Origin of the sequence: Corynebacterium sp., from assembly GCF_052107835.1 — a bacterium.
In the GTDB taxonomy this organism is placed as follows: domain Bacteria; phylum Actinomycetota; class Actinomycetes; order Mycobacteriales; family Mycobacteriaceae; genus Corynebacterium.
Genome location: NZ_JBQEDF010000027.1, coordinates 19,496 through 40,789, shown reverse-complemented (window position 1 = coordinate 40,789; position 21,294 = coordinate 19,496). Strand labels below are relative to the sequence as shown.

Here is a 21,294-nt window from a genome sequence, read left to right as displayed (position 1 = left end):
TGGGGTGGCCTGCTGTGTAGTGCCGAACCCGGACACGCATTCTGACCATTAACCCACCGAAGCCATGGCTCCCCCGGAAACAGGAGAAGTCCCACACCACCAACGTGATGCGGGACTTCCCGTCTTGTACCCCGTACGGGATTTGAACCCGTGTTACCGGCGTGAGAGGCCAGCGTCCTAGGCCGCTAGACGAACGGGGCAGGACGTGCACTTTGCGGCCCGTGGCCGCGCTGTGCAACGGGAAGAACTATATAGGACACTCCCCGACTGCACCTAATCACCATTGTGACCTGCACTGACATGCCCTCCTGATTCGGTCTAGGCTGGTCGGTTGTGAACACAGTGAACCCGGAGTCCCCGGCGATGCCCGCTGCCGATATCCGCGCCCGCCGACTGATCGCCCAGTTGCTCGCGCCCTCGGCGGCGCGTCCTGCCGTCGGGACCGTGGTGCAGGACGTTGCCTCGCACATGCTCGCCGTCCAGGCACAGAACCACTCCGCGGGCCTCGACGCCCTGTCACTGCGCAGCGGGGCGGACCGGGACGCCGCGCAGGAGGCTCTGGCGGGCGGCAGCATCCTCCGCAGCTGGTCCCAGCGTGGTACCCACCACTACCTCGCAGCCCGGGACGTGCGGTGGATGACCCTGCTGTGCTCACCGCGTGTCCAGGTCGCGTCCGCGAAACGCCGGGCAGGGATCGGGCTGGGAGATGCGGACATCGACGTGTGCCGCACCGCACTGCTCGACCACCTCGCCGCATCCGGGGGCACCGGCACCCCGGTCACCCGCAGCGCGGCCTACGGGGTCTTCGCTGCCGCGGGGGTGGATCCCACAGGCAACCGTGGGCCACACATGCTCCGCCATTTCGGCGGCGAAGGGGATATCGTCCAGGGCCCGCGCAGCGCCGGGGAGGACACGTTCGTCCTCCACGACGCGGTTGTCCCCGACCCGGTCGACCTGACGGGTGAGGACGCCCTGCGCGAGCTCGGCATCCGTTACCACCGCTCCCGTGGCCCGGCAACCGTCAAGGACCTCGCCTGGTGGTCGGGTTTGACCGTTCGGGACGCGACGAAGGCCACCGAGCTCGCCGTCGCGTCCGGATCGGTGGTGGCGGCGGTGACCGGGGGCGGGCGCACCGTCCACCTCGCCGACTGGCAGCAGGACGTGACGCCCTCCGAACTGGCGGACGCACTGGACCTCCGGGCCGCACTGCCGGCCTTCGACGAGTACCTTCTGGCGTACACCGACAGATCCGACGTGATCACGCCCGGGGTCGCAGCACAGGTGGGACCGACGAAGAACGGGCTGTTCCACGCGTGCCTCGTGCAGGACGGGATGGTCACCGGACGGGTGTAGCCCACTCTGCTGCCGCCCCGGCTACTCCTCCGACAGCAACCGGGACTGTTCCTCGGCGATGGCCGCGAGGTCCCCGTTGCTCAGGTAGTCGCGGTCGAAGAACTCCCAGTCCTCCTCGACCATCCGCCACCCGCCGTTGACCCGGTCGGGCCATGGGTGCGCCTGGCGCACCCACCGCATCCACGGGGCGATCTCCCCGGTGACCGGGTCCACCCGCGTGTAATGGACCACCGTGCAGTTGAAGATCGTCAGGGAGGGGTCCTGGTCGTAGTGCAGGAACTCCTCGTCGCTCCAGCGTTCCAGCACCAGACGGGTCGACCACATGAAGTCGCCGTGCGTCACCACCAGCACGTTCTGCTCGCTGGACTCGCGGTGCAGGGTGCTCAGCAGGTTGCGCACGCGGTTCTCCGCCACATTCGCGATGGACTCCCCGGCCGGGGGAGCCCAGTACAGCGGGTCCCGTTCCTTCAGCAGTGCATTGTGGGCGTACTGCTCCTCGAAAACCTTCCTGGGCAGCGGGGAAATCTCACCCCAGGACCGCTCGCGGACCACGCGGTTCTCCTCCCACCGCGCCTCCGGCAGCCCCAGGTTCGCCGCGGTCTCACGGGTACGGACGAAGGGCGAGGTGATGCAGCGGTCGAGGCCCTCCACATTGCGTTGGATCCAGTCCCCCGCCGCCTGCGCCTGCGCCACCCCGGCCGCGGTCAGCCGCCAGGAACGGTCGGCGACCAGCATCGTTTCCTCGCTGAACAGCGCCTGGTCACCGGCCTTGTCGGCCTTCTGGATGACATTGGCTTCACTCTGCCCGTGGCGGACGAGGATCAGGTTCTTCGGCATGGTCACCTGGCCCACCCTACCCGCGGTGCACGGCCCCCATGCACACGGGAAAGCCCCGCACCGTCGACACGGTGCGGGGCTTTCCCGACTTCTAGCGTTGTTGTACCCCGTACGGGATTTGAACCCGTGTTACCGGCGTGAGAGGCCAGCGTCCTAGGCCGCTAGACGAACGGGGCAAGAAAACAAACTGCACATCGTGTTCAGCGTTTCCGCTGGCCTACCAGGACTCGAACCTAGAACGACGGTACCAGAAACCGCTGTGTTGCCAATTACACCATAGGCCATTCATTGCCGGACACCGCAGGTTCCCCCGCGCTGCGCTGCAACGGTGGATACTATAACCAGCACGCACCCCGACAGGCAAACTGCCAGGTCAGGGAACCACCGTCAGCGGACTACTCCGCCACCTGGTAGGGCGTGAGCGCGCGGGCGGCCCGCAGCCGGGCCAGCGTCGAATCCTTGCCCAGCAGCTCCATCGACTCGAACAGCGGCGGGGAGATCGCCTCCCCGGAGATCGCCACACGCAGTGCCCCGTAGGCCTTGCGCGGCTTGAGTTCCATGGCCTCGATCAGCCGTGCCGACAGAGCAGCCTCCAGCGTCGCGGTCACGAACTCCCCCTCACCGATGCCGGACAGCTCCTCGATGGCCGCGTCCAGGACCGCCACCGCGTCCTCCTTGAGGTTCTTCTTCGCGGCCTTGGCGTCCAACTCCAGGTCACCGTCCGCGGTGATGAGGAAGCGTAGCAGACCATCGGCGTCCGACAGGGTCTTGATGCGGGTCTGCACCAGCTCGGCGGCGAAGGCGAACTTCTCTGCCGGGTAGGACGCCGGGAACCCCTTCTGCTCCTCCAGGTAGCTGCGCAGGCGTCCCGTGAAATCATCCAGCTCCAGCAGACGGATGTGGTCGGCGTTGAGCGCCTCGAGCTTCTTCTGGTCGAAGCGGGCCGGGTTCGGCTTCACGTCGGCGACGTCGAAGTTCTCCACCAGCTCCTTCACGCCGAAGACGTCCTCGTCCGCCGACAGGGACCAGCCCAGCAGCGAGAGGTAGTTCAGCATGCCCTCGGGGATGATGCCGTTGTCGCGGTGGTTGAACAGGTTGGACTCCGGGTCCCGCTTGGAGAGCTTCTTGTTGCCCTCCCCCATCACGAAGGGAAGGTGTCCGAAGGTCGGGGTGGCCTCGGCAACCCCGATGCGCACCAGCGCCTCGTACAGGGCGAGCTGGCGGGGGGTGGACGGGAGCAGGTCCTCGCCGCGCAGGACATGGGTGATCCGCATCAGGGCGTCATCGACCGGGTTGACCAGGGTGTACAGCGGCTGGCCGTTGGAGCGGGCAACCACGAAGTCCGGCACGGTGGTCCCGTCGACCTCCATGTCGCCGCGCACCAGGTCGTGCCAGGCCCAGGTCTTCCGCGGCATCCGCAGCCGCCAGACCGGCGCACGTCCTTCCGCCTCGAACGCGGCGATCTCGTCGTCGGTGAGTTCACGGTCGTGGTTGTCGTAGCCCAGCTTCGGGTCGCGTCCGGCGGCCTTGTGCCGCTCCTCGACCTCCTCGGCGGTGGAGTACGCGGGGTAGACCTCGCCGGCCTCCTTCAGCCTGGCCAGGACATCGGCGTAGATGTCCATGCGCTGGGACTGGCGGTAGGGGCCGTGCGGCCCGCCGGGCTCGCCGACACCCTCGTCCCAGTCCAGGCCAAGCCAGGTCAGGGAGTCGACGATGGCCTGGTAGGACTCCTCGGAATCACGGGCGGCATCGGTGTCCTCGATGCGGAACACCAGTGAGCCACCGGTATGGCGGGCGTAGGCCCAGTTGAACAGCGCGGTGCGGACCATGCCGACGTGCGGGGTCCCGGTCGGCGACGGGCAGAATCGGACGCGAATGTCACTCATGGTTGTCTATTCCACCACATGCGCCCGTCACCACACCCACTCCCCTGCGACGTCTCCGGTGTACCCGGCCTCCCGCAGGGGCCCGACCCAGTCGCCCAACGGCAGCCACCCGGAGCCCGGCGCACCCCGGTCCGGGTCGTCGGCGATCTGGACGTGGGACGGCAGCTGGCCGGAGTCGGTGATGGCGTCCAGCCAGTGGAGGATCCCCTCGGCACCCTCGGTCTCGTTCAGGTGCCAGAAATCGGCGAGCAGCCCGGTACCCGGGGTGGTGACGATGATCTCGTAGGCGTCGTCGAAGGTCTGGACGGGGTAGTCCGCCGGACCCTCCCCCGGGCTCATGCTCGGTTCGACGAGCACCGTTCCCAGACCACGGTCACGGACGGAGGCAGCGACGTCCGCCACCCGGTCTCGCTGGGCGCCCGTGGCAGCACGGCCACCGCGTCCGACCAGCAGGTTGAACATGTCGGCGCCGGTCTTCCCCGCCAGCCTGGCGTGGGCGTCCAGGTGGCGTTGGCTCAGCGCCCGGTCGTGCAGGACGCCGCGTTCCCCGGCGGAGGTGTCGCCGCCCCAGAAGTTCAGGGCGGTCAGGGTGAGGTTCCGCCGTGACAGTTCGTCGACGAGGTCATCCACCTGGGCATCGGTCGGTTCAGGTGTGTCCCACGGCCACCACAGCTCGATGCGGTCGAGACCGAGCACGTCCGCCCGGTCAAGGTCCGGGTCACCGAGGGGGCGTCCGACCGAGCAGTTGATCGCGGTCACGAGGTTGGCGGTATCGTCCATCCCCCCAGTATCCATGATGGCCCGGGCGGGAATCATCTCCTTTTGACCGGATCCGTGGCACTGATCCCGGGAATCCGTGATGCTAACCTCCCGGCCTGCCCCGGCGGAGGACACGTGACCACATAGACTCGTCCCATGACCACCAACACCAGAGTTGCCCTAGTCACCGGCGCCGCCGGCGGTATCGGCAGCGCCTTCTGCACGGCCCTCACCGACGCCGGATGGACCGTCGTCGGCTGGGGTCGCACAGCGTCGACGCTCCGGAAGCTCACCGACAACGGCTCCGCTGACCACGTCACCGTCTGCGACATCACCGACGACGCGTCCGTCCACCGCGCCCTGACGGAACTCACGGACCGTTACGGCCGCCTCGACCTGCTGGTCAACAATGCCGGCACGCCGGGGCCGAAGGGCCGCATCGACACAGTCGACACCGCCGGGTTCGAGAGGACCATCACCACCAACCTCACCGGCACGTTCCTGTGCACCCGGGCCGTGTTCGCCTGGATGGCGGACCACGGCGGCGGGCGGATCATCAACAACGGTTCGATCGCCGCCCACGCGCCGCGGGCCGGGGCAGCGTCCTACGCCGCGTCCAAGGCGGCCGTGGCGTCCCTGACCGTGTCCACCGCCCTCGATGGACGGGACGTGGGGATCACCGCCACGGAACTGGATATAGGCAATGTGCGCACTGACCTGCTCGGGACATTCAATTCAGCGTCGAACCCCGAGCCGGTCTTCGATGCCGGTGACGCCGCCCGGCTGCTGGTCACCGTCGCTGACCTCCCCGGTGACGTCAGTGTGGACCATGTGACTGTCACGGCGGCCGGCATGCCGTACCTCGGCCGGGGATAGCGGAACGGGAGCAAGACAATTCGGTCTACTCCGTGCCACTGGGTACGGTTGGATGCGTGATCCACCATGATCGCCCGTCAACGGCGCCGGACTTTCTCCTGTCCCGCGCCTCGGGCAGCATCCGCACCCAGGGGAGCACTGCGTCCTACCCCGACCCGTTCGAGGCGGCGACCGCACTGCGCGACGGGCAGATGGGCCTCCTTGTCGGCGCGGTCCCCTTCGACACGGGTAACAGGGCGGCACTGTCGGTTCCGGAATCCGTGGTCAGGTCCGAGGGGCCCCTGGAGCCGCCGGCGCACTACCGCGGACTCGACCACGGGAACCAGTTGGACGTTGTCAGTGTCACCCCGTTGACCAGTCCGGAGGAGCACCAGTCGACCGTCGCCGCGGCGATCGGGACGATGCAGTCCACGGGGCTGCAGAAGGTGGTCCTGGCCCGGGCGGTGGACGTCGAGTTCGCCGAGGAGATCGACCCGCTGCTCATCGCCGCGCGCCTGATCGACCTCTCCGCCCACCGCGACGGCTACGCGGTGGACCTGTCCACCACGGGGCGTGCCGACGACCGGGGGACGATGCTGGTCGGCTCCTCCCCCGAGGTGCTGATCCGGCGCAGGGGCCACACCGTCGAGGCACAGCCGCTCGCCGGGTCCGCGGCGCGCCTGGCCGACCGGGACGCCGACACGGCGGTGGGCCGCATGCTCCAGGAATCCGCCAAGGACCTCACCGAGCACCGTCTGGTCGTCGACCACTACCGGCAGGTACTGTCCGGGGTCTGCACGGAACTCAGCATCCCCGATGCGCCGGAGCTGGTGAAGACCAACGAGATGTGGCACCTGGCCACACCGGTCCGGGGCGTCCTGCCGGACCTGAATTTCTCGGCGCTGGACCTGGCGCTGATGCTGCACCCGACCCCCGCGGTCGGCGGCACGCCCACCGGTGACGCCATCGGCATCATCAACGAGGTCGAGGAGGAACGGGAATTCTACGCCGGCTTCGTGGGCTGGTGCAACGACGACGGCGACGGCGAGTACATGGTCTCGATCCGCTGCGCCGAGATCGCCGGGGCCATGGCCCGGGCGTGGGCCGGCGGCGGGATCATCGCCAGCTCGTCGCCGTCGGCGGAGGCCGCGGAGACCACCGCGAAGCTGCAGACCGCACTGCGGGCGATGAACGTGCCCGCGGCGATGCGCGCGGTCTAGCTAGTACGCCTCGACCGGGTTCACCAGGTGCCCCAGGCCCGGGATCTCGATGTTGATGGAGTCCCCCGGGACCATTTCGGCGGTGCCGGCCGGCGATCCGGTGCAGATGACGTCGCCGGGCAGCAGGGTGAACGCCTGGGAAACCCACTCGACGATCTCCGGGATGTCCTTGATCATCTGGTCGGAGTTCGAGTCCTGCTTCGTCTCCGTGGTGTCCTCGTGGGTCAGGTGCGCCTTGATCGGCAGGTTGTCGAGGTCGGTGAAGTCCAGGTCGGTCTCGATCCAGGGACCCAGCGGGCAGAAGCTGTCCAGGCCCTTCGCCCGGGACCACTGGCCGTCGGCGAACTGCAGGTCGCGGGAGGAGACGTCGTTGACGATGGTGAAGCCGAGGACCACGGACTTCCAGTCCGCCCGGCTGACGTCCTTGCAGGGCTTGCCGATGACGATGGCGAGCTCGCCCTCGAACTCGACACGTGTGGCCCATTCCGGCTTGCGGATCGGCGCGCCGGTGCCGACGACGGCTGTCGGCGGCTTCAGGAAGATCGTCGGCGGCAGGTGCTCGGCCGACTTGTTGAAGACCTCCTTGACGTGGTCGGCGTAGTTGCGTCCCACGGCGACGACCTTGGAGGGCAGGATCGGGGCGAGCACCCGGACGTCCGCGATGGGCCAGCTGCGGCCGGTGAACTCCGGCTCGCCGAAGGGGTGGCCCGCAATCTCACGGCAGGTAGCACCCGTGCCGTCCGGCTCCCCCCCTTCCAGAACAGCGAAGGCCATGCCTTCGGGATGGGCAATTCTAGAGATTCGCATGGTCACACACACTACATAGGGCAGACTGCCCCGGGCGACCCCGCCCCGCCTGTTGCGGGCGCCCCCTGCCGGCGGTCCTGCGGCCGCGCGGTCAGTCCTGCAACGACCCCAGTGTGGAGTACCGGGACTGCGGGGCGTGCTCCCTGTCCGGGACCGACTCCGGGGCGGTGATGGCCAGGTAGAGTTCGGCGCACGCCAGCGCATCGGTCACTGCCCGGTGACTGTGGTAGACGGGCAGTCCGTAGCGTTCCCTGACCCGTGGCAGGCGCAGGTCCTCCCCGCGCGGCATGGTGGAGCGCCGTTCCATGCGCCGTCGCTCCAGTGCCAGCGTGTCCACCACGGGCACCTCCAGTTTCGCCCCGAAGAGATGCTGGCACGCGGCGGACAGGAAGCCGGTCTCCATGGGTTCGAAGTGCACCAGCATGGCGCGCCCCGCCATGGCCTCCAGCAGCCGGCCGAGGGCGTCCGCGGGGGCGGCCCCTCCGGCCACGTCGTCGTCGGTGAGACCGTGCACGGTGGCGGACTCCCCGACCCCGTCATCGTCCGTGTCCTCCCCCGCCGGCTCCCCGAGGACGATCTCGGTGGCCCCGGCCAGGTCGATGACCTTCCCGTCGACCGGCACCCAGCCGATCGACAGCAGCCGCTCGTTGCTGGGGTCCAGGCCGGTGGTCTCAACATCCACCGCCAGCAGCGGAAGGTCAGCCAGCCGGGTCCGGTCACCGGGGAACGGCACCGCGTAGAAGTCCGCCAACGGGCCGGTGGCGTTCCCGGCCGCCCGGGACACGGCGCGGTCGAACCGGCGTCGTCTGCCCCAGCTCATGTGTTCCGCACCGGGTAGTTGACGGCCAGCGACCCCTGGATCTCCTTCACGATTCCGAAGGCGTCCCGCAGATTCACCCGGTCGAGCTTGCCCAGGCTGTCCGGTGCGATGCGGTAGTCGGGCTTGTTCCCGCGGCGCAGCTGGGAGGCCTGGTGCCGCAGTGACAGGGACGTCAGGAACTCGAAGGCGTCGGCGAGGTCGCGGGCACCCTTGCGGGAGAGCACCCCGGCCTCGACCGCGGCCGTCAGCCGTGCCCTGGTACCGACCTCCGGGGCACCGGCGACGATCCCGTAGAGCCTGGCGATCTGGACCAGCGCCGCCGTGCCACCGGCCTTGACGTGAAGTGTCTTGGCGTACTCGCCCTTGCGGTCGACCACCAGGCCACGGAACACGCCCAGCGGCGGCTCACTGCGCACCGCCAGGGCGGCGAGTTGCGCGTGGAGCCGGCGGGAGCCCAGCGCGGTCTCCACGGCGTAGCGGTGCACCTGGTCGACCAGGTCCGGCGGGCCGTGGACGATGCGCATGTCGAAGAAGATCTGGGCGTAGAGCAGGGCCTCGGGCTTCGGCGCGGTGATCCATTCGTGGAATGTGGCCCGCCACTGGGTGACCGTCTTCCGCCACTTCGGGTTCGAGGCCATCATGTCGCCCGGGCAGTAGACCTGCCCGGCCTCGTTCAGGCTGTCGCACACCCGGCGGGTCAGGGTGGCGAAGTACTCGCCGTGGGCGTCGTCGTCGTAGTCGTCGGACAGGACCAGGGCGTTGTCCTGGTCGGAGGCGAAATTGATGGCACGCCGCCCCTGGGAGCCGACGACCACGAAGGCGTAGGGCACCGGCGGTGGCCCCAGCTCCTGCTCCGCCAGGGTAAGCACCCGGCGGGCCAGGGAGTCGAGACCGACGGTGAGCAGGCCGGACACCTCGTCCGGGGACGCGCCCCGCTCGATGAAGCCGGCGGACATCTCGGCGGTGTCCTCGACGATGCGGTGCAGTTGCGTGGGGTCGGACGCCTTGGCCAGGTCCGTGGTCAGGTAGATGGGGTCGGTGCGCATCTGGCGTACCACGTCGGTCGCGGCGATCACGGAGAGCACGCCGCCGTCGGGGCCCAGCACGGGCAGGTGGTGGATGCCGATGTCGCTCATCTGCAGCATCGCCTCGAAGACGGTGGCGTCCAGGTCGGCGCCGACGGGGTCGGGGGTCATGATCTCGGAGATCGGAGTGTCGCCGGGGCGTTCGGCGGCGACCACGCGACGGCGGAGGTCGCGGTCGGTGACGATGCCGACGAGGGTGTCCGGGCCGTCCCCTTCCCCCGTCCTCACCACGGGCAGGCAAGAAACGTCCTCGCGGACCATCACCTGAGCGGCGCCGGTGACGGTTGTCACCAGCGGGATCGTCACAGCGGGACGCAGGCCGCGTTCGGTACCCGGCAGCAGGTCGGCGAGCCGGGTGCGCAGGACGTCCGCCCCGGAGCGCTGGCGCAGGCGGTCGGCGGTGGCACGGATGCGGGCGGACAGCCCGGCGAAGTAGCGGGCGACCTCCGGGTGGCGTTCCACCAGTGCGGTGACCTCCCCGCGGGGCGCTGTCAGCAGCAGGCTGTCCTCGACGGCGACCATGGTGTAGCGCGAGGGGCCGGGGGTCCAGTCCGGACCGGCATCCGGCCCGGCGGGCAGGATCGTGGAGTAGCCGAAGGAGCGCCCGGTTTCCCTGCGATCGAGCAGGACGTCCTTGTCGTCGAGGACGTCGACAGCCCCGGAACGGATGAGGTAGAGGAGATCATTGGGGCGTCCGGCGGAGATGATGGTTTCCCCCCGCCGGACGTAGATGATCTCCATCCTCGCCGGGAGGGTGTCGAGTTCATCCTCCGGGAGGTGACTGTAGGGCTCCTGTTCGGCGAGGAACCGCCGAACCTCGTCGAGTTCCACGCTCATGTCCCCGAGTCTAGTGGTGTGCCCGGTTCACCCGTCGACACTGCCCGATCGGGGGTGATATGCAACTCGTTGCACAACAATTCATGGAATAGTTCGGTTCCACGCTGTGACGTGGATTACGGTGAGGACCATGGCGTTGGAACATGCGATCATGGTCTCCCTGGCGGAGCGCCCCGGCACCGGCTACGAGTTGGGCGGGCAGTTCTCGACCTCCCTCGGCCACTTCTGGCCGGCGACCCGCCAGCAGATCTACCGCACGCTCGCCCGCCTGCAGGACGGCGGCTTCATCACTTGCCGTGACGTCGCCCAGGACGGCCGCCCGGACAAGAAGATCTACACCCTGGCACCTGCCGGACGCGACGCCCTGCACGACTGGATCGCAGAACCCTCGGCGGTGATGAAGATCCGCGACGACCTCGCGGTGAAACTCCGCGGTGCCGAGCACGGGGACATGGACGATGTCCTCGCCGACGTCCGCAACCACCGGCAGGCCCACACCGACCGTCTCGCCCTCTACCGCAGCTACGAACGCACCCAGTTCGGCACCGACAGCGCAGACAGCACCGCCGGCACCGACCACTCCGGCACTGCGCCCCTGACCGGCCGCAGACTCCACCAGTTCCTGGTCCTGCGCGGAGGCATCCGCATCGAACTGGCCTTCGTGGACTGGTGCGACGAAGTCATCGACGCCCTGTCCACTACTGCCCTGACCACGACCGCACAGAGAAGAACACCATGACTGCACCCACCTCATCCACCGCGTACCCGAACCTCTTCCGCCCCCTGACCATCGGCGGCATGACCCTGCCCAACCGCTCCGTGATGGGCTCCATGCACACCGGAATGGAGGACCGCATCTGGCACGCCGGCGAGCTCGGCGAGTTCTACGCCGAGCGTGCCCGTGGCGGTGTGGGACTGATCGTCACCGGCGGTATCACCCCGATCCGCAGCGGCGACCTGATGCCCTTCGGCGGGCGGATGGCCACTCCCCTCTCCGTCCTGCACCACCGGCGGGTCACCTCCGCGGTCCATGAGGCCGGCGGCAGGATCGCCATGCAGATCCTGCACGCCGGACGCTACGGCGTGACCCCGTTCAAGGCCGCACCGGGCTCCGAGCCGTCACCCATCCACCCGTTCAAGCACATCCGGATGACCGAGTCGATGATCCGCCGGACGATCCGTTCCTACGGGCGGGCGGCACGCCTGGCCCGCAAGGCCGGCTACGACGCCGTGGAGATCATGGGCGGCGAGGGCTACCTGATCAACCAGTTCCTCTGCCCGCACACCAACGACCGCACCGACCGCTGGGGCGGGTCCACCGCCAACCGGCAGCGGTTCCTGGTCGAGGTCATCGACGAGATCCGTCGCCAGGTACCCCGGGAATTCCCGGTGATCCTGCGCCAGTCCGTCGCCGACTTCGTGCGTGACGGGCAGACCTTCGACGAGATCGCGATCATGGCCCGGCGCGCCGAACGCCACGGGGTCGACGCGATCAACACCGACATCGGCTGGCACGAGGCCCGCGTGCCCACCATCGTCACCTCCGTGCCGCGCGGGGCGTTCGTGACCTTCACCGAGCGGCTGCGCGACGAGGTGTCCATACCGCTGATCGCCTCCAACCGCATCAACACCCCCGAGGTCGCCGAGGATATCCTGACGAACCGGCGGGTGGACGCCGTCTCCATGGCGCGGCCCTTCCTCGCCGACCCGCACTTCATGTCGAAGGCCTCGGACGGACGCGGCGACGAGATCAACACCTGCATCGGCTGCAACCAGGCCTGCCTCGACCACGCTTTCGTGGGGAAGAAGGTCTCCTGCCTGGTCAACCCACGTGCCGGGCGGGAGACCACGCTGGTGCTCTCCCCCACCCGCAGCGCGAAGAAGGTCGCCGTCGTCGGCGCCGGGCCCGCCGGACTGTCCGCGGCGGTCTCCGCCGCCGAGAAGGGACACACGGTGACGTTGTTCGAGGCCCGCGACGCCATCGGCGGGCAGTTCTCCATCGCCGCCCGGATCCCCGGCAAGGAGGAGTTCCACGAGACGATCCGCTACTTCTCCACCCAGCTGGAGCGCCGTGGGGTGGATGTCCGCCTGAACACCAGGGCCTCGGTGGAGGACCTTGTGGCCGAGGGCTTCGACCATGTCGTCCTGTCCTCCGGGGTGACCCCGCGCGTCCCGTCGATCGAGGGCGTGGACCACCCGACGGTGATGACCTACGCCCAGGCGGTGCGCGGGGAGAGGGAGATCGGCTCGTCCGTGGCGGTACTCGGCGCCGGCGGCATCGGCTTCGACGTCTCGGAGTTCCTGACCACGCCCACCGGGGACGACTCGCCGACGGTGAACCTCAAGGAGTGGGAACAGGAGTGGGGGGTCACCGATGACCTGGAGACCCCCGGGTTCCTGACGACACCGCGCCCCACAGAACCGCTGCGGCAGGTCTACATGGTCCAGCGCAAACCCTCCCGCCAGGGCAGGACGCTGGGCAAGACGACCGGCTGGGTGCACCGGGCGTCGGTGAAGATGAAGAAGGTCGAGCAGATCAGTGGCGCGACCTACGAGAGGATCGACGACGAGGGCCTGCACCTGGCCTTCTACGACGAGGACAGGAAGTCCGGGGAGAAGACCCTGACGGAGCGTCGCGTGCTCGACGTCGAGAGCATCGTGCTGTGCACCGGCCAGGAGTCGGTGAAGGAACTCGTCGAACCGCTGGAGGCCGCCGGGGTCACCTACGACATCATCGGTGGCGCCGACCTGGCCGCGGAGTTGGACGCCAAGCGGGCGATCCTGCAGGGCACCGAGGTCGCCGCCGCCATCGCGTAGGCGCCACCTCGCTGTACACCCCCGGTTCAGCCCATTGACCGGCAACTTCGCACCGAAACGGGGGTTCGCACGTCAGTCGATGAGCCGAAACCGGTGCGCATTTGCCGTTGGAAACCCCTCCTGCCCCCAGTGCACCCCCTCTAGCGGACCCGGCGCACGACGTGAACACCCGCGCTCAGGCGCCCCGTGCCCCCTGCAGGTAATCCGGTTCCGGGGCGGCCAACCGGTAGCCACGCTTGTACACCGTCTGGATCAGGTCAGGCACACCCAGGGCACTGCGGATACGGGCCACGGTGACCTCCACCGACCGCTCGGAGGTCTGCCCGTCCGACCATCCCTCCGCCTGCGATGCGCCGCCCCCGGATGCGAGTTCCTGCACGATCTCCGCCCGCGACAGCACCTGTCCCGGACGTGCAGCCAGGACACGCAGGACATCCGACCCGGTGCGTCCCAACTGGTGGTAGGCGCCGTCCAGCAGCGCCCCGCCGGTGCGCACGTGCAGCGGCCCGAAGGCGGTGGACGTGGCGGTGTCCGGCCCGGCGAGATGATTCACCGTCTCGCGTACCAGGGCTCCCAGCCGGAACCGGTCCGGGATGACCGGCTCGATTCCCCGGGCACGCAGCGGCGCCGCGGTGATCGGGCCGACCGCGCCGAACAATGTACGCTCGCCGGCCATCTGCCGGACCGCGGGCAGCGTCCCGAGCCTCTCGGCGGTGCGCAGCCAGGCGCGCACACCCGGCGCGGAGGTGAACAGCACGGCATCCACGTCACCGGCGGCGACCATGCCGGTCGTGCGTCCCACCAGGTCAGGGTCCGGCGGCATGCCCCAGCGGTAGACGATCAGCCCGAGGACGTGCGCGCCCGCATCCTCGAGCGTGCCCTCCATGTGCGGGTCGCCGGCCCCGTGGTGCTGGATCACGATGCGCTTGCCGCGGACACCTTCGGCGAGGAGGAACTCAGTGAGCTCACTGGAGGTCTCCGACTCGGCGACCCAGTCGATGTCGAGGCCGACCTGCTGGACCGCACCGCGTGCCTTGGGCCCACGGACCAGGATCTGTGCCTTGCGCAGGGACGCGATGAGCTCCTCCTGGATGCCGTCCTGCTCGGCGGCGTCCATCCACCCGCGGAACCCCACCCCGGTGGTGGCGACAACGATGTCCGGCGGGGTGTCGACCAGGCTGCGGGTCTGGTCCAGGAGTTCGGCGTCGTCGAAGTGGGGGGTGATCGTCAGCGGCGGGGCGATGGTGATCGTCGCCCCGTGTCGCTGCAGGGCGGTGGCGAATTCGCCGGAACGCCGGTCGACCGGAAGCAGGATCTGGCAGCCCTCGAGGGCCTCGGAGAGTTGTCGTGCGCCACTCATGCCGGCACCCCTGCAGTCCCCGGTACCGCAGCCGCGGTGGACGCACCGGCGAGCAGGCCGGGACGTGCGGTCTCCCCGACCACGATCACCGCCGGATTCCGGACGGACTCGCGTACCGCGGTGTCCGCGACGGTCTCCAGCGTGGCGCGGACGCAGCGCTGTTCGGGACGGTGCGCGTTCTCGATGATCGCGACGGGACGCTCCCCCGGCGCGCCCGCACCGAGGGCGTCCGCGGCGAACCGCGGCAGCGTCGACACCCCCATCAGGACCACGACCGTGGCCGCGTCGTCCTGCAGGGCAGCCAGGGTCGAGGGGCTGAGGCTGCTGTCGCGTGCGCGGTGACCATTCACAACATGAACCGTATCGGCTACGCCCCGGTGTGTCACAGGCACGTCCGCCGCCTGCGGGGCTGCGATGGCACTGCTGACCCCGGGCACGACATCAACGGGGACGCCGGCCGCCGTGCACTCCCGGACCTCCTCCCCGCCGCGTCCGAAGACGAAGGGGTCGCCACCCTTGAGCCGGGCGACCCGGAGACCCCGGGAGGCGCGGTCGACGATGATGCGGTTGATCTCGTCCTGCGGGACGGGGTGCTTTCCCGGTGCCTTGCCGACGTCGATGACCTCGACCCGGTCATCGACCGCGGCGAGCACGCCGGTGGGCCCCAGACGGTCGTGGATGATGACATCGGCCTCCAGCAACAGTCGGTGACCGCGCAGGGTCAGCAGGTCCTCCGGGCCCGGGCCGCCGCCGATCAGGCTGACGTGGCCCTGCTCCGGCGAGCGGACCCGGCGGGTGGGCAGCAGGCCATGGTCCAGGAGGTCCTGGACGGCACCGCGGACCCGGGCGCTGCGGCGCGGGTCGGGCGCCCCGGTGGAGACCGCGCCGACCGCCAGGTCGCCCTGCCTGGCCTCGGCGGCCATACGGGCCGAACCCCGAGAGGCATCAGCGGCGTCCCCGGCGTCGATGCACCAGATCCGGCGTCGGCGGCAGGCGTCATCCACCGCCAGGTCAACCTCCGGCTCACCGGTGGCGGTGTGGACGAGCCAGGCTCCCTCCACGTCGTGCTCCCGGAACTCCCTGGGGAGCCACTCGGTCCGTTCTGCCCCGTCCGTGGTCCCCTGCGTGTTCTCGAGCAGTGCCGCAGTGCGGGCGGACACGTCCGGGGCGACGATGCGCAGCACCGCCCCTTCGGCGTGCAGGCGTTCGGCGCGCCGGGCGGTGACGTCACCACCGCCGACGAGCACGACGAGCCTGTCCTGCACATCAAGTCCTGTCATCACGAGCGTCACGGTCGCCTCCAAGTCACTGGGGTGGATCCTTCGTCGGTGTGCAACGCTATGCACCCGGTGTTTCACTCCCCGCTCACCCGGGCTACAGATGTGCGACAAAGTTCTTGCAGGGGCCCGGGCGGCGGTGTGAGATTCCTTCCTCCGTGTGTCCGCCCACGGGGAGCTCCACCCGGTCCCACTCTTCTTCTCCTGCCCTCTGCGTCTTCTCCCCGGAGAGATTCGAGATTGTTCTACGCCCGTGTCGGCGCCGACATCCTGGTTCACCACTGACCTGCGGTTATACGCGGCCCCGCCAGCGACGATGTGCACGGGTGTAGAACAATCCCAGCGAGAACGGGACGTAGGACGAGATCTACTGAACGGTCGACAGTGATGACTGCAAAATCCCCTGTGTGTTGGCAACGCGAACACCATTTCGCAGTCAATGCTGCGGCCCCGGATCCCGCACACCCGCGCGGCCGCTCCACGGAAGCGTCGGAACCGCCGCGCGTACCGGCTGTGCGGCCATCCCGGCCACACTCGCGACGACCACCACCGCCCACAACCCCAACAGAAGCGGCCACGGGACATCCATCGCCGTGGTCACGCCGAGGTCGGTGAGCATCCCGGACAGTGCCCACTGCGCCACTGCCAGAGCCGCCGCAGAGATCACCCCGGCAGCCAGCCCCACCGTCACCCCGAGGCCACCGAACACCCCGGTGACGCGCGCCCAGGAGAAGCTGATCCGTCGCAGACGTGACTGCGTCCCGCGCAGGTCCGAGGCGAATCCGATGACGGCATGCAGCAGGGCCACGACCGCGACCACACCGATGCCGCCGACCATCCCGGCAAGCGTGGTCATCTGGTCGTGCTGCGTCATCCCGATGCCCTCATCGAGTTCGTCGCTCCTACTGGTCCATTCCACGCCCGGCACCGCAGTACGTACCTCGGACAGTTCGCCCGAGGCATAGGTCCTCTCATCGACGCCGGACGCACTGACCGGGAAGGACGCCGCATCCACGGTGATCCCGCTGCCCAGGTCCGACTCCCGGTCCAGCGTGGCGACAACGCGCACCTCCCGGTGCAGGCCACCGTCGTCACGTATGTGCACCGTCTCGCCCACCTCGTAGCGGTCATCGGCGGCAACGCTGTCCCCCGCCACGTCCGCCAACGATCCGGCGGTGACGGTGCCGGGGAGCAACAACCGGTCCATCGGTTCCGGATCCACCCGGTTGGCGGGGACGGCATCCACCGAGTTCTCCCCTTCCAACCACCCGGCGTCGGTGTCCAGCCGTGACACGGTAATCCCGGCGTCCTGTGCCGCCACGGTCTGTTCCGGGGTCAGAGCCTGCCGGGTCACCGCGTCCGACTGCAGGGATGCCGCACCCTGGTACGTCGACCCCGTACTGCTCGCCAGGGCGGCGAAGGATGAGGTCCCACCGAGCACGATGAGCAGTGCGGCGATCAGCGACATCCCTGCGATGCGGCGCCCCTGGGACGAGGCCACACCCCCGACGATCATCCGGCCGGTCCCGGATCGGCGCAGGAGCCAGCCGATGCCGCGCAGCACCGGTGGGGTGAGCGACCAGACAACGAAGAGGGTGCACAACGCGATCCCGAAGGACATCTCGTTGTAGTTCTCCATGGTCATCTCGCTTCCGAGCATCGCCCACAGCCCGACGCCGGCGGCAATACCCACGCCATAGCGCAGTGGGGTGGCCAGCAGCTTCGCGATGCGTCGGGTGGTGGTGGGGACGGGGATGTCCGCCTCGATCCCAGCGAGACGGCGTGCCTGCCACCACACCGAGCACACACCCCACACCAGCAGAGATGCCCCGGCAAGCAGTGTGGGCTGCGTCATCCATGTACTGCCGAGTTCGGCGACGGGCATCCCGGCACGTTCCAGGATCCAGCGGAAGGCGACCGCGACAAACGGCGCGAGAGCTGTGCCCAGGGCCAGTGCAAGGGCACTGACCGCCGCCGTGGCGAGGGTGAGTCCGTACCGGATCCGGCGCCGCGATGCGCCCAGCAATCGCAGGCCCCTCGAGGTCGCGGCCACACCGGCGACGGTGAACTGGGCGACCGAGGACAGCAGGACCATCCCGACGATGCAGGCCAGCGCGGCGACCAGGAAAGTGTAGTCGGCGGTGCCCTTGTAGTTCGCCCACTGGGCCGCCGTGTCCGTGGTGACGTTCCCCGCGTCACGGAACCCATCCGCCGCTTGTGTGGCACGGATCGCGGTACCGATGACGCCACCGGCCAACGCGGTGAGCAGGGTGCCGACGGTCAGAAAAGCGGTGAGGACGGACCGGTGGCCGGATAGCAGCAGCCGGAGCATCATGATGCCGCACCTGCCAGGGAGGACGCCTCGACCGTGCCGTCGCGCAGGGTGAGCGTGCGGTCAGCGGCCCGGGCGATGCTGGCGTCATGGGTGACCATGACGACGCTGGTCCCGGACTCCACCAGTTCGCGCAGCAGTTCCACCACAATGCGCCCGTTGTGCTCGTCGAGGGCACCGGTGGGTTCGTCGGCGAAGATCACGTCCGGCGAGGACGCGACGGCCCGGGCGACGGCGACGCGCTGGCGCTGACCTCCGGACAGCTCATCCGGACGTGTGCTCAGGTACTGCCCCATCCCGACCTGTTCCAGGGCGTCCTGGACCCGGGCCGTCGTGACGTGCCTGCCAGCCAGGCGCATCCCCAGCGCAAGGTTCTCGCGCACGGTCAGGAAGTCGAAGAGGTTGTACTCCTGGAAGACCGTCGCGGTGCCCGACGCCCGCAGGCGGGAACGCCGGGTGTCCGTCAGCGACCAGAGATCGGTGCCGTCGTAACCCACCGTTCCGGACGTGGGACGCACGATGCCGGCGAGCATGTTGAGCAGCGTGGATTTGCCTGAGCCGGAGCGTCCCATCAGGGCGAGGAAGGATCCGGCGGACACGGTGAGGTCGAGTCCTGTCTCGTCGGCCCCTCCGATGACCGGGCCGTCCTGCTCCCGGTAGGTCTTGGTCAGTGTCTCAGCGGTGATGTCCATGACTCCACTGTGTGGCGGACAATCCTTGACGAACAGGGGAAATAGCGGAATCGGGAGTTGGCTCCACCCCCGTCGATCCCGCCGTCGCACCTACACGGCGACGAGGAACACCATCAGGACACCGAAGAGGACAACCGCCGAACCGGAGACGCCCAGCGCGGCCTTGAGCCGGGACCGGTCCTTCGGCAGGTCACTGGTCCTCAGCATCATGCCGGACGCAATGGCGACGACGACCGCCAGCACACTGGCCAACGGGGTGATGATCAGCGCCAGCAGGGACACGAACCCGCCGACCATCAGCACCACCGGCCACGTTGTGGACTCCTGGGATGACGTGGCGGGCGGGTTAGTGGGCACGGTCGATTCCTCCTTGAGGATGTGGGCGCGTCAGGGATTCAGACGCCCAGTTTAGGGATGACCGGGATTCACCGGCGAACCAGTGCCGTGACCGATGCGACCAGCAACCACATCACCGCGAGGATGGCGGCGAACGGCGCCCAGAGAATGTCCGTCCACCAGTCCTGTGGCCAGACTGTTCCGTAGAGGGCGTCATTCGCCGCCGCTGTCCCGGCCACGGTGTAGAGCAGCGTCAACAGTCCCGCGCTCACCACCACCGCCACGGATTCCCACCCCACAATCCTGCTCAGGTGCCTACGTCCCGCCCCGGCACGGTGCATCACCAGGGTGTCCTGCCTGGCACGCGGAGCCATCACCAGTGTCGATGCGATCCCCGCCACCAACGGCGGCAGGACGGCCGGAGCAAACATGGGTACGAGCAGATCCACCCCGGTGATCTCTCCGCCACCGGCGTTGACCACGACTATCATCGTTGAACCGATACCAACGACCATCCCACCGACGAGGAACCACGGGACGACCTGGGCACTGGTGAATGCCGAGCGGACACGCACACTGTCCGCCGCAACCCGGGCTGCGGGGCCGAAGAACCTCAGGACGCGCGTCCACTGCAGAACCGGGTACATCAGCCACCCGGTCAGCGGGACGACCGCCAGCAGCCCCATGACGTGCACGCCGATTACTGATCCATTCTCCGAGAGATCCTCGGTTGAGGCGATGGCCACTACGGCCGCAGTCATCATCAGGCCAAGACCGGTGGCGAGGACGCCGGGACGTGCTACCGGCACCACGGCCGCACGCAGTGCCGCGGTAGGACGTACACGCGAGACCGCGAACACTTTCCCCAGCACTCCGAGAAGTGCTGCGCCGACGCAGATGACGACCGACCACGCAAGTACCGCACCGGTGACCTGCGGATCGCCGAGAGGTGTGCCCCGCTGGGCCATGTACTCGGCGGCCGGTGTCACCACCGGGACCGCAAGAAGCGCCCCCGGTACAGAGGCCACCACGGCAACAACCAGTACCTGCAGCATCACCACGACGAAGACGTCGGGGCCGGGCAACCCCAGCAGCTTCCAGCGTGCGCAGGTGCGCCGGCGTTCGTTGACCGCCAGTCCACTCACCGATGCCACCGCCGAGGCGATGCCGATGATCGCCATTCCCAGCATCGTCCCGCCGAGCTCACCGGCGTCCTCCTCCCCTTCTATGAGGAAAGCCATCGCGTACGCGGCCCCGGTCCCCGAGACGAACAGGGTGCACGCCACTGCCAGCCAGGACAGCCGCGCCGCCCGCATGTCGGTCCGGACCAACCGCAGCACCGCACCGATCATCGTGCAACGGCCTCCGTTCCGATCCTCCCGTTGCCGACCTCCACCACCCTGTCGGCGATGCGCAACGTCTCGTCCTGGTGGCTGACGAGCAGCACCGTGGCACCGCGGTCGGCAGCACCGCGGAGGTGATCGAGCACGATCGCCGCACTGTCCGGGTCCAGCGCACCGGTCGGCTCGTCGGCGAAAACGTAGGGCACCCGGGCAAGCAGGACCCGGGCGACAGCAACGCGCTGCTGCTGACCGCCGGACAGCTGGTGCGGCAGACGACGTTCCAGCCCCTGGAGGCCTAGAGCCCCGAAGATTTCACTGACCTCGCTGCGGGACGTTCTGCGCCCCAGCAGCCGGGCTGACAGCCTCGCATTGTCCTGCGCGTTCATCGCCTCCAGCAGGTTGTAGTCCTGGAAAATGAATCCTCGCTCACGGCGCCCCGGCGCAGTCACCGTGCCCGAGGACGGTTTCTCCAGACCCGCCAAGAGGTTCAGCAGTGTGGTCTTCCCCGCGCCACTCGGCCCGACCAGGGCGGTGACCTCGCCCGGAGGCACCGTCAGGGTGAGGTCGTCGACAACGGTGGTACGGCCGAACCGCTTCGTGAGGTCAGTACAGGTGATGGGTGATGTCATGGCGGCCATGACACCCCGAAAGGGAAGGTATTCCCATGGACCAGGCTCC

General features: G+C 68.8%; 18 protein-coding genes and 3 tRNA genes. 5 read left to right on the top strand and 16 right to left on the bottom strand.

What is annotated here, in order from left to right; genetic code table 11:
* Nucleotides 1-127: 127 nt before the first annotated feature.
* Nucleotides 128-200, bottom strand: a tRNA-Glu gene (locus ACTIL2_RS08395).
* Between the two features lie 133 nt (nucleotides 201-333).
* Here ACTIL2_RS08395 and ACTIL2_RS08390 point away from each other — a divergent pair.
* Nucleotides 334-1,353, top strand: a complete 1,020-nt coding sequence (locus ACTIL2_RS08390; RefSeq protein WP_442337004.1) for a winged helix DNA-binding domain-containing protein — start codon at nucleotides 334-336, stop codon at nucleotides 1,351-1,353.
* A gap of 21 nt (nucleotides 1,354-1,374) precedes the next feature.
* Here the strand turns inward: ACTIL2_RS08390 and ACTIL2_RS08385 are convergent, their stop codons facing one another.
* From ACTIL2_RS08385 to ACTIL2_RS08365, 5 genes are all read right to left on the bottom strand, one after another.
* On the bottom strand, nucleotides 1,375-2,190 hold the full coding sequence (locus ACTIL2_RS08385; protein ID WP_442337005.1) for a histidine phosphatase family protein: 816 nt from the start codon (nucleotides 2,188-2,190) through the stop codon (nucleotides 1,375-1,377).
* Between the two features lie 103 nt (nucleotides 2,191-2,293).
* Nucleotides 2,294-2,366, bottom strand: a tRNA-Glu gene (locus ACTIL2_RS08380).
* Between the two features lie 36 nt (nucleotides 2,367-2,402).
* Nucleotides 2,403-2,474, bottom strand: a tRNA-Gln gene (locus ACTIL2_RS08375).
* Nucleotides 2,475-2,585: 111 nt separating this feature from the next.
* The gene (gene gltX, locus ACTIL2_RS08370) at nucleotides 2,586-4,076 is read right to left on the bottom strand and encodes a glutamate--tRNA ligase (RefSeq protein ID WP_442337003.1); all 1,491 of its coding nucleotides are present in this window, start codon (nucleotides 4,074-4,076) and stop codon (nucleotides 2,586-2,588) included.
* A 27-nt stretch (nucleotides 4,077-4,103) separates the two neighbouring features.
* On the bottom strand, nucleotides 4,104-4,856 hold the full coding sequence (locus ACTIL2_RS08365; RefSeq protein ID WP_442337002.1) for a TIM barrel protein: 753 nt from the start codon (nucleotides 4,854-4,856) through the stop codon (nucleotides 4,104-4,106).
* Between the two features lie 135 nt (nucleotides 4,857-4,991).
* On the opposite strand from ACTIL2_RS08365, the gene ACTIL2_RS08360 reads away from it, so the two are divergent.
* The gene (locus ACTIL2_RS08360) at nucleotides 4,992-5,711 is read left to right on the top strand and encodes an SDR family oxidoreductase (RefSeq protein ID WP_442337001.1); all 720 of its coding nucleotides are present in this window, start codon (nucleotides 4,992-4,994) and stop codon (nucleotides 5,709-5,711) included.
* Between the two features lie 56 nt (nucleotides 5,712-5,767).
* Nucleotides 5,768-6,910 (top strand): isochorismate synthase, encoded by a 1,143-nt coding sequence (locus tag ACTIL2_RS08355; protein ID WP_442337000.1) that lies wholly within the window; start codon nucleotides 5,768-5,770, stop codon nucleotides 6,908-6,910.
* Here ACTIL2_RS08355 and ACTIL2_RS08350 read toward each other — a convergent pair whose 3' ends face one another.
* From ACTIL2_RS08350 to ACTIL2_RS08340, 3 genes are all read right to left on the bottom strand, one after another.
* Nucleotides 6,911-7,717, bottom strand: a complete 807-nt coding sequence (locus ACTIL2_RS08350) for a fumarylacetoacetate hydrolase family protein (RefSeq protein WP_442336999.1) — start codon at nucleotides 7,715-7,717, stop codon at nucleotides 6,911-6,913.
* Nucleotides 7,718-7,808: 91 nt separating this feature from the next.
* Entirely contained in the window at nucleotides 7,809-8,537 is a 729-nt protein-coding gene (locus ACTIL2_RS08345; RefSeq protein WP_442336998.1) for an exonuclease domain-containing protein, read from the bottom strand.
* Nucleotides 8,534-10,459, bottom strand: coding sequence for a DUF294 nucleotidyltransferase-like domain-containing protein (locus ACTIL2_RS08340; RefSeq protein WP_442336997.1), 1,926 nt, complete (start codon nucleotides 10,457-10,459; stop codon nucleotides 8,534-8,536). Before ACTIL2_RS08340 ends, ACTIL2_RS08345 begins: the two co-directional genes overlap by 4 nt.
* Before the next feature lie 130 nt (nucleotides 10,460-10,589).
* Here ACTIL2_RS08340 and ACTIL2_RS08335 point away from each other — a divergent pair, with 130 nt between their 5' ends.
* Both ACTIL2_RS08335 and ACTIL2_RS08330 read left to right on the top strand, forming a co-directional pair.
* Nucleotides 10,590-11,198, top strand: coding sequence for a PadR family transcriptional regulator (locus ACTIL2_RS08335; RefSeq protein WP_442336996.1), 609 nt, complete (start codon nucleotides 10,590-10,592; stop codon nucleotides 11,196-11,198).
* Entirely contained in the window at nucleotides 11,195-13,276 is a 2,082-nt protein-coding gene (locus ACTIL2_RS08330) for an FAD-dependent oxidoreductase (RefSeq protein ID WP_442336995.1), read from the top strand. Before ACTIL2_RS08335 ends, ACTIL2_RS08330 begins: the two co-directional genes overlap by 4 nt.
* A 175-nt stretch (nucleotides 13,277-13,451) precedes the next feature.
* On the opposite strand, the gene ACTIL2_RS08325 is transcribed toward ACTIL2_RS08330, so the two are convergent.
* The 7 genes from ACTIL2_RS08325 to ACTIL2_RS08295 form a co-directional block, all read right to left on the bottom strand.
* Nucleotides 13,452-14,636 (bottom strand): uroporphyrinogen-III synthase, encoded by a 1,185-nt coding sequence (locus ACTIL2_RS08325; protein WP_442336994.1) that lies wholly within the window; start codon nucleotides 14,634-14,636, stop codon nucleotides 13,452-13,454.
* On the bottom strand, nucleotides 14,633-15,916 hold the full coding sequence (gene cobA / locus ACTIL2_RS08320) for a uroporphyrinogen-III C-methyltransferase (RefSeq protein WP_442336993.1): 1,284 nt from the start codon (nucleotides 15,914-15,916) through the stop codon (nucleotides 14,633-14,635). The genes ACTIL2_RS08325 and cobA overlap by 4 nt, the downstream gene beginning before the upstream one ends.
* Nucleotides 15,917-16,349: 433 nt before the next feature.
* Nucleotides 16,350-18,248 carry a hypothetical protein gene (locus ACTIL2_RS08315; RefSeq protein ID WP_442336992.1) on the bottom strand — a complete coding sequence of 633 codons (1,899 nt, stop codon included), beginning with the start codon at nucleotides 18,246-18,248 and terminating at the stop codon, nucleotides 16,350-16,352.
* Nucleotides 18,245-18,937, bottom strand: a complete 693-nt coding sequence (locus ACTIL2_RS08310) for an ABC transporter ATP-binding protein (protein ID WP_442336991.1) — start codon at nucleotides 18,935-18,937, stop codon at nucleotides 18,245-18,247. Before ACTIL2_RS08310 ends, ACTIL2_RS08315 begins: the two co-directional genes overlap by 4 nt.
* Nucleotides 18,938-19,027: 90 nt before the next feature.
* On the bottom strand, nucleotides 19,028-19,294 hold the full coding sequence (locus ACTIL2_RS08305; protein WP_442336990.1) for a hypothetical protein: 267 nt from the start codon (nucleotides 19,292-19,294) through the stop codon (nucleotides 19,028-19,030).
* 68 nt (nucleotides 19,295-19,362) lie between these two features.
* Complete coding sequence (locus ACTIL2_RS08300; protein ID WP_442336989.1) at nucleotides 19,363-20,625, bottom strand: FtsX-like permease family protein; 1,263 nt, start codon at nucleotides 20,623-20,625, stop codon at nucleotides 19,363-19,365.
* Entirely contained in the window at nucleotides 20,622-21,245 is a 624-nt protein-coding gene (locus tag ACTIL2_RS08295; protein WP_442336988.1) for an ABC transporter ATP-binding protein, read from the bottom strand. The genes ACTIL2_RS08300 and ACTIL2_RS08295 overlap by 4 nt, the downstream gene beginning before the upstream one ends.
* Between the last annotated feature and the right edge of the window lie 49 nt (nucleotides 21,246-21,294).

Bases quoted from the DNA above. Each gene is read 5' to 3' on its own strand.
- ACTIL2_RS08330 (WP_442336995.1), top strand. From the start codon at position 11,195: ATGACTGCACCCACCTCATCCACCGCGTACCCGAACCTCTTCCGCCCC.
- ACTIL2_RS08335 (WP_442336996.1), top strand. From the start codon at position 10,590: ATGGCGTTGGAACATGCGATCATGGTCTCCCTGGCGGAGCGCCCCGGC.
- ACTIL2_RS08310 (WP_442336991.1), bottom strand. From the start codon at position 18,937: ATGGACATCACCGCTGAGACACTGACCAAGACCTACCGGGAGCAGGAC.
- cobA (WP_442336993.1), bottom strand. From the start codon at position 15,916: ATGACAGGACTTGATGTGCAGGACAGGCTCGTCGTGCTCGTCGGCGGT.
- ACTIL2_RS08350 (WP_442336999.1), bottom strand. From the start codon at position 7,717: ATGCGAATCTCTAGAATTGCCCATCCCGAAGGCATGGCCTTCGCTGTT.
- ACTIL2_RS08365 (WP_442337002.1), bottom strand. From the start codon at position 4,856: ATGGACGATACCGCCAACCTCGTGACCGCGATCAACTGCTCGGTCGGA.
- ACTIL2_RS08340 (WP_442336997.1), bottom strand. From the start codon at position 10,459: ATGAGCGTGGAACTCGACGAGGTTCGGCGGTTCCTCGCCGAACAGGAG.
- ACTIL2_RS08345 (WP_442336998.1), bottom strand. From the start codon at position 8,537: ATGAGCTGGGGCAGACGACGCCGGTTCGACCGCGCCGTGTCCCGGGCG.
- ACTIL2_RS08295 (WP_442336988.1), bottom strand. From the start codon at position 21,245: ATGACATCACCCATCACCTGTACTGACCTCACGAAGCGGTTCGGCCGT.
- ACTIL2_RS08325 (WP_442336994.1), bottom strand. From the start codon at position 14,636: ATGAGTGGCGCACGACAACTCTCCGAGGCCCTCGAGGGCTGCCAGATC.
- ACTIL2_RS08300 (WP_442336989.1), bottom strand. From the start codon at position 20,625: ATGATCGGTGCGGTGCTGCGGTTGGTCCGGACCGACATGCGGGCGGCG.
- ACTIL2_RS08315 (WP_442336992.1), bottom strand. From the start codon at position 18,248: ATGATGCTCCGGCTGCTGCTATCCGGCCACCGGTCCGTCCTCACCGCT.
- gltX (WP_442337003.1), bottom strand. From the start codon at position 4,076: ATGAGTGACATTCGCGTCCGATTCTGCCCGTCGCCGACCGGGACCCCG.
- ACTIL2_RS08385 (WP_442337005.1), bottom strand. From the start codon at position 2,190: ATGCCGAAGAACCTGATCCTCGTCCGCCACGGGCAGAGTGAAGCCAAT.
- ACTIL2_RS08360 (WP_442337001.1), top strand. From the start codon at position 4,992: ATGACCACCAACACCAGAGTTGCCCTAGTCACCGGCGCCGCCGGCGGT.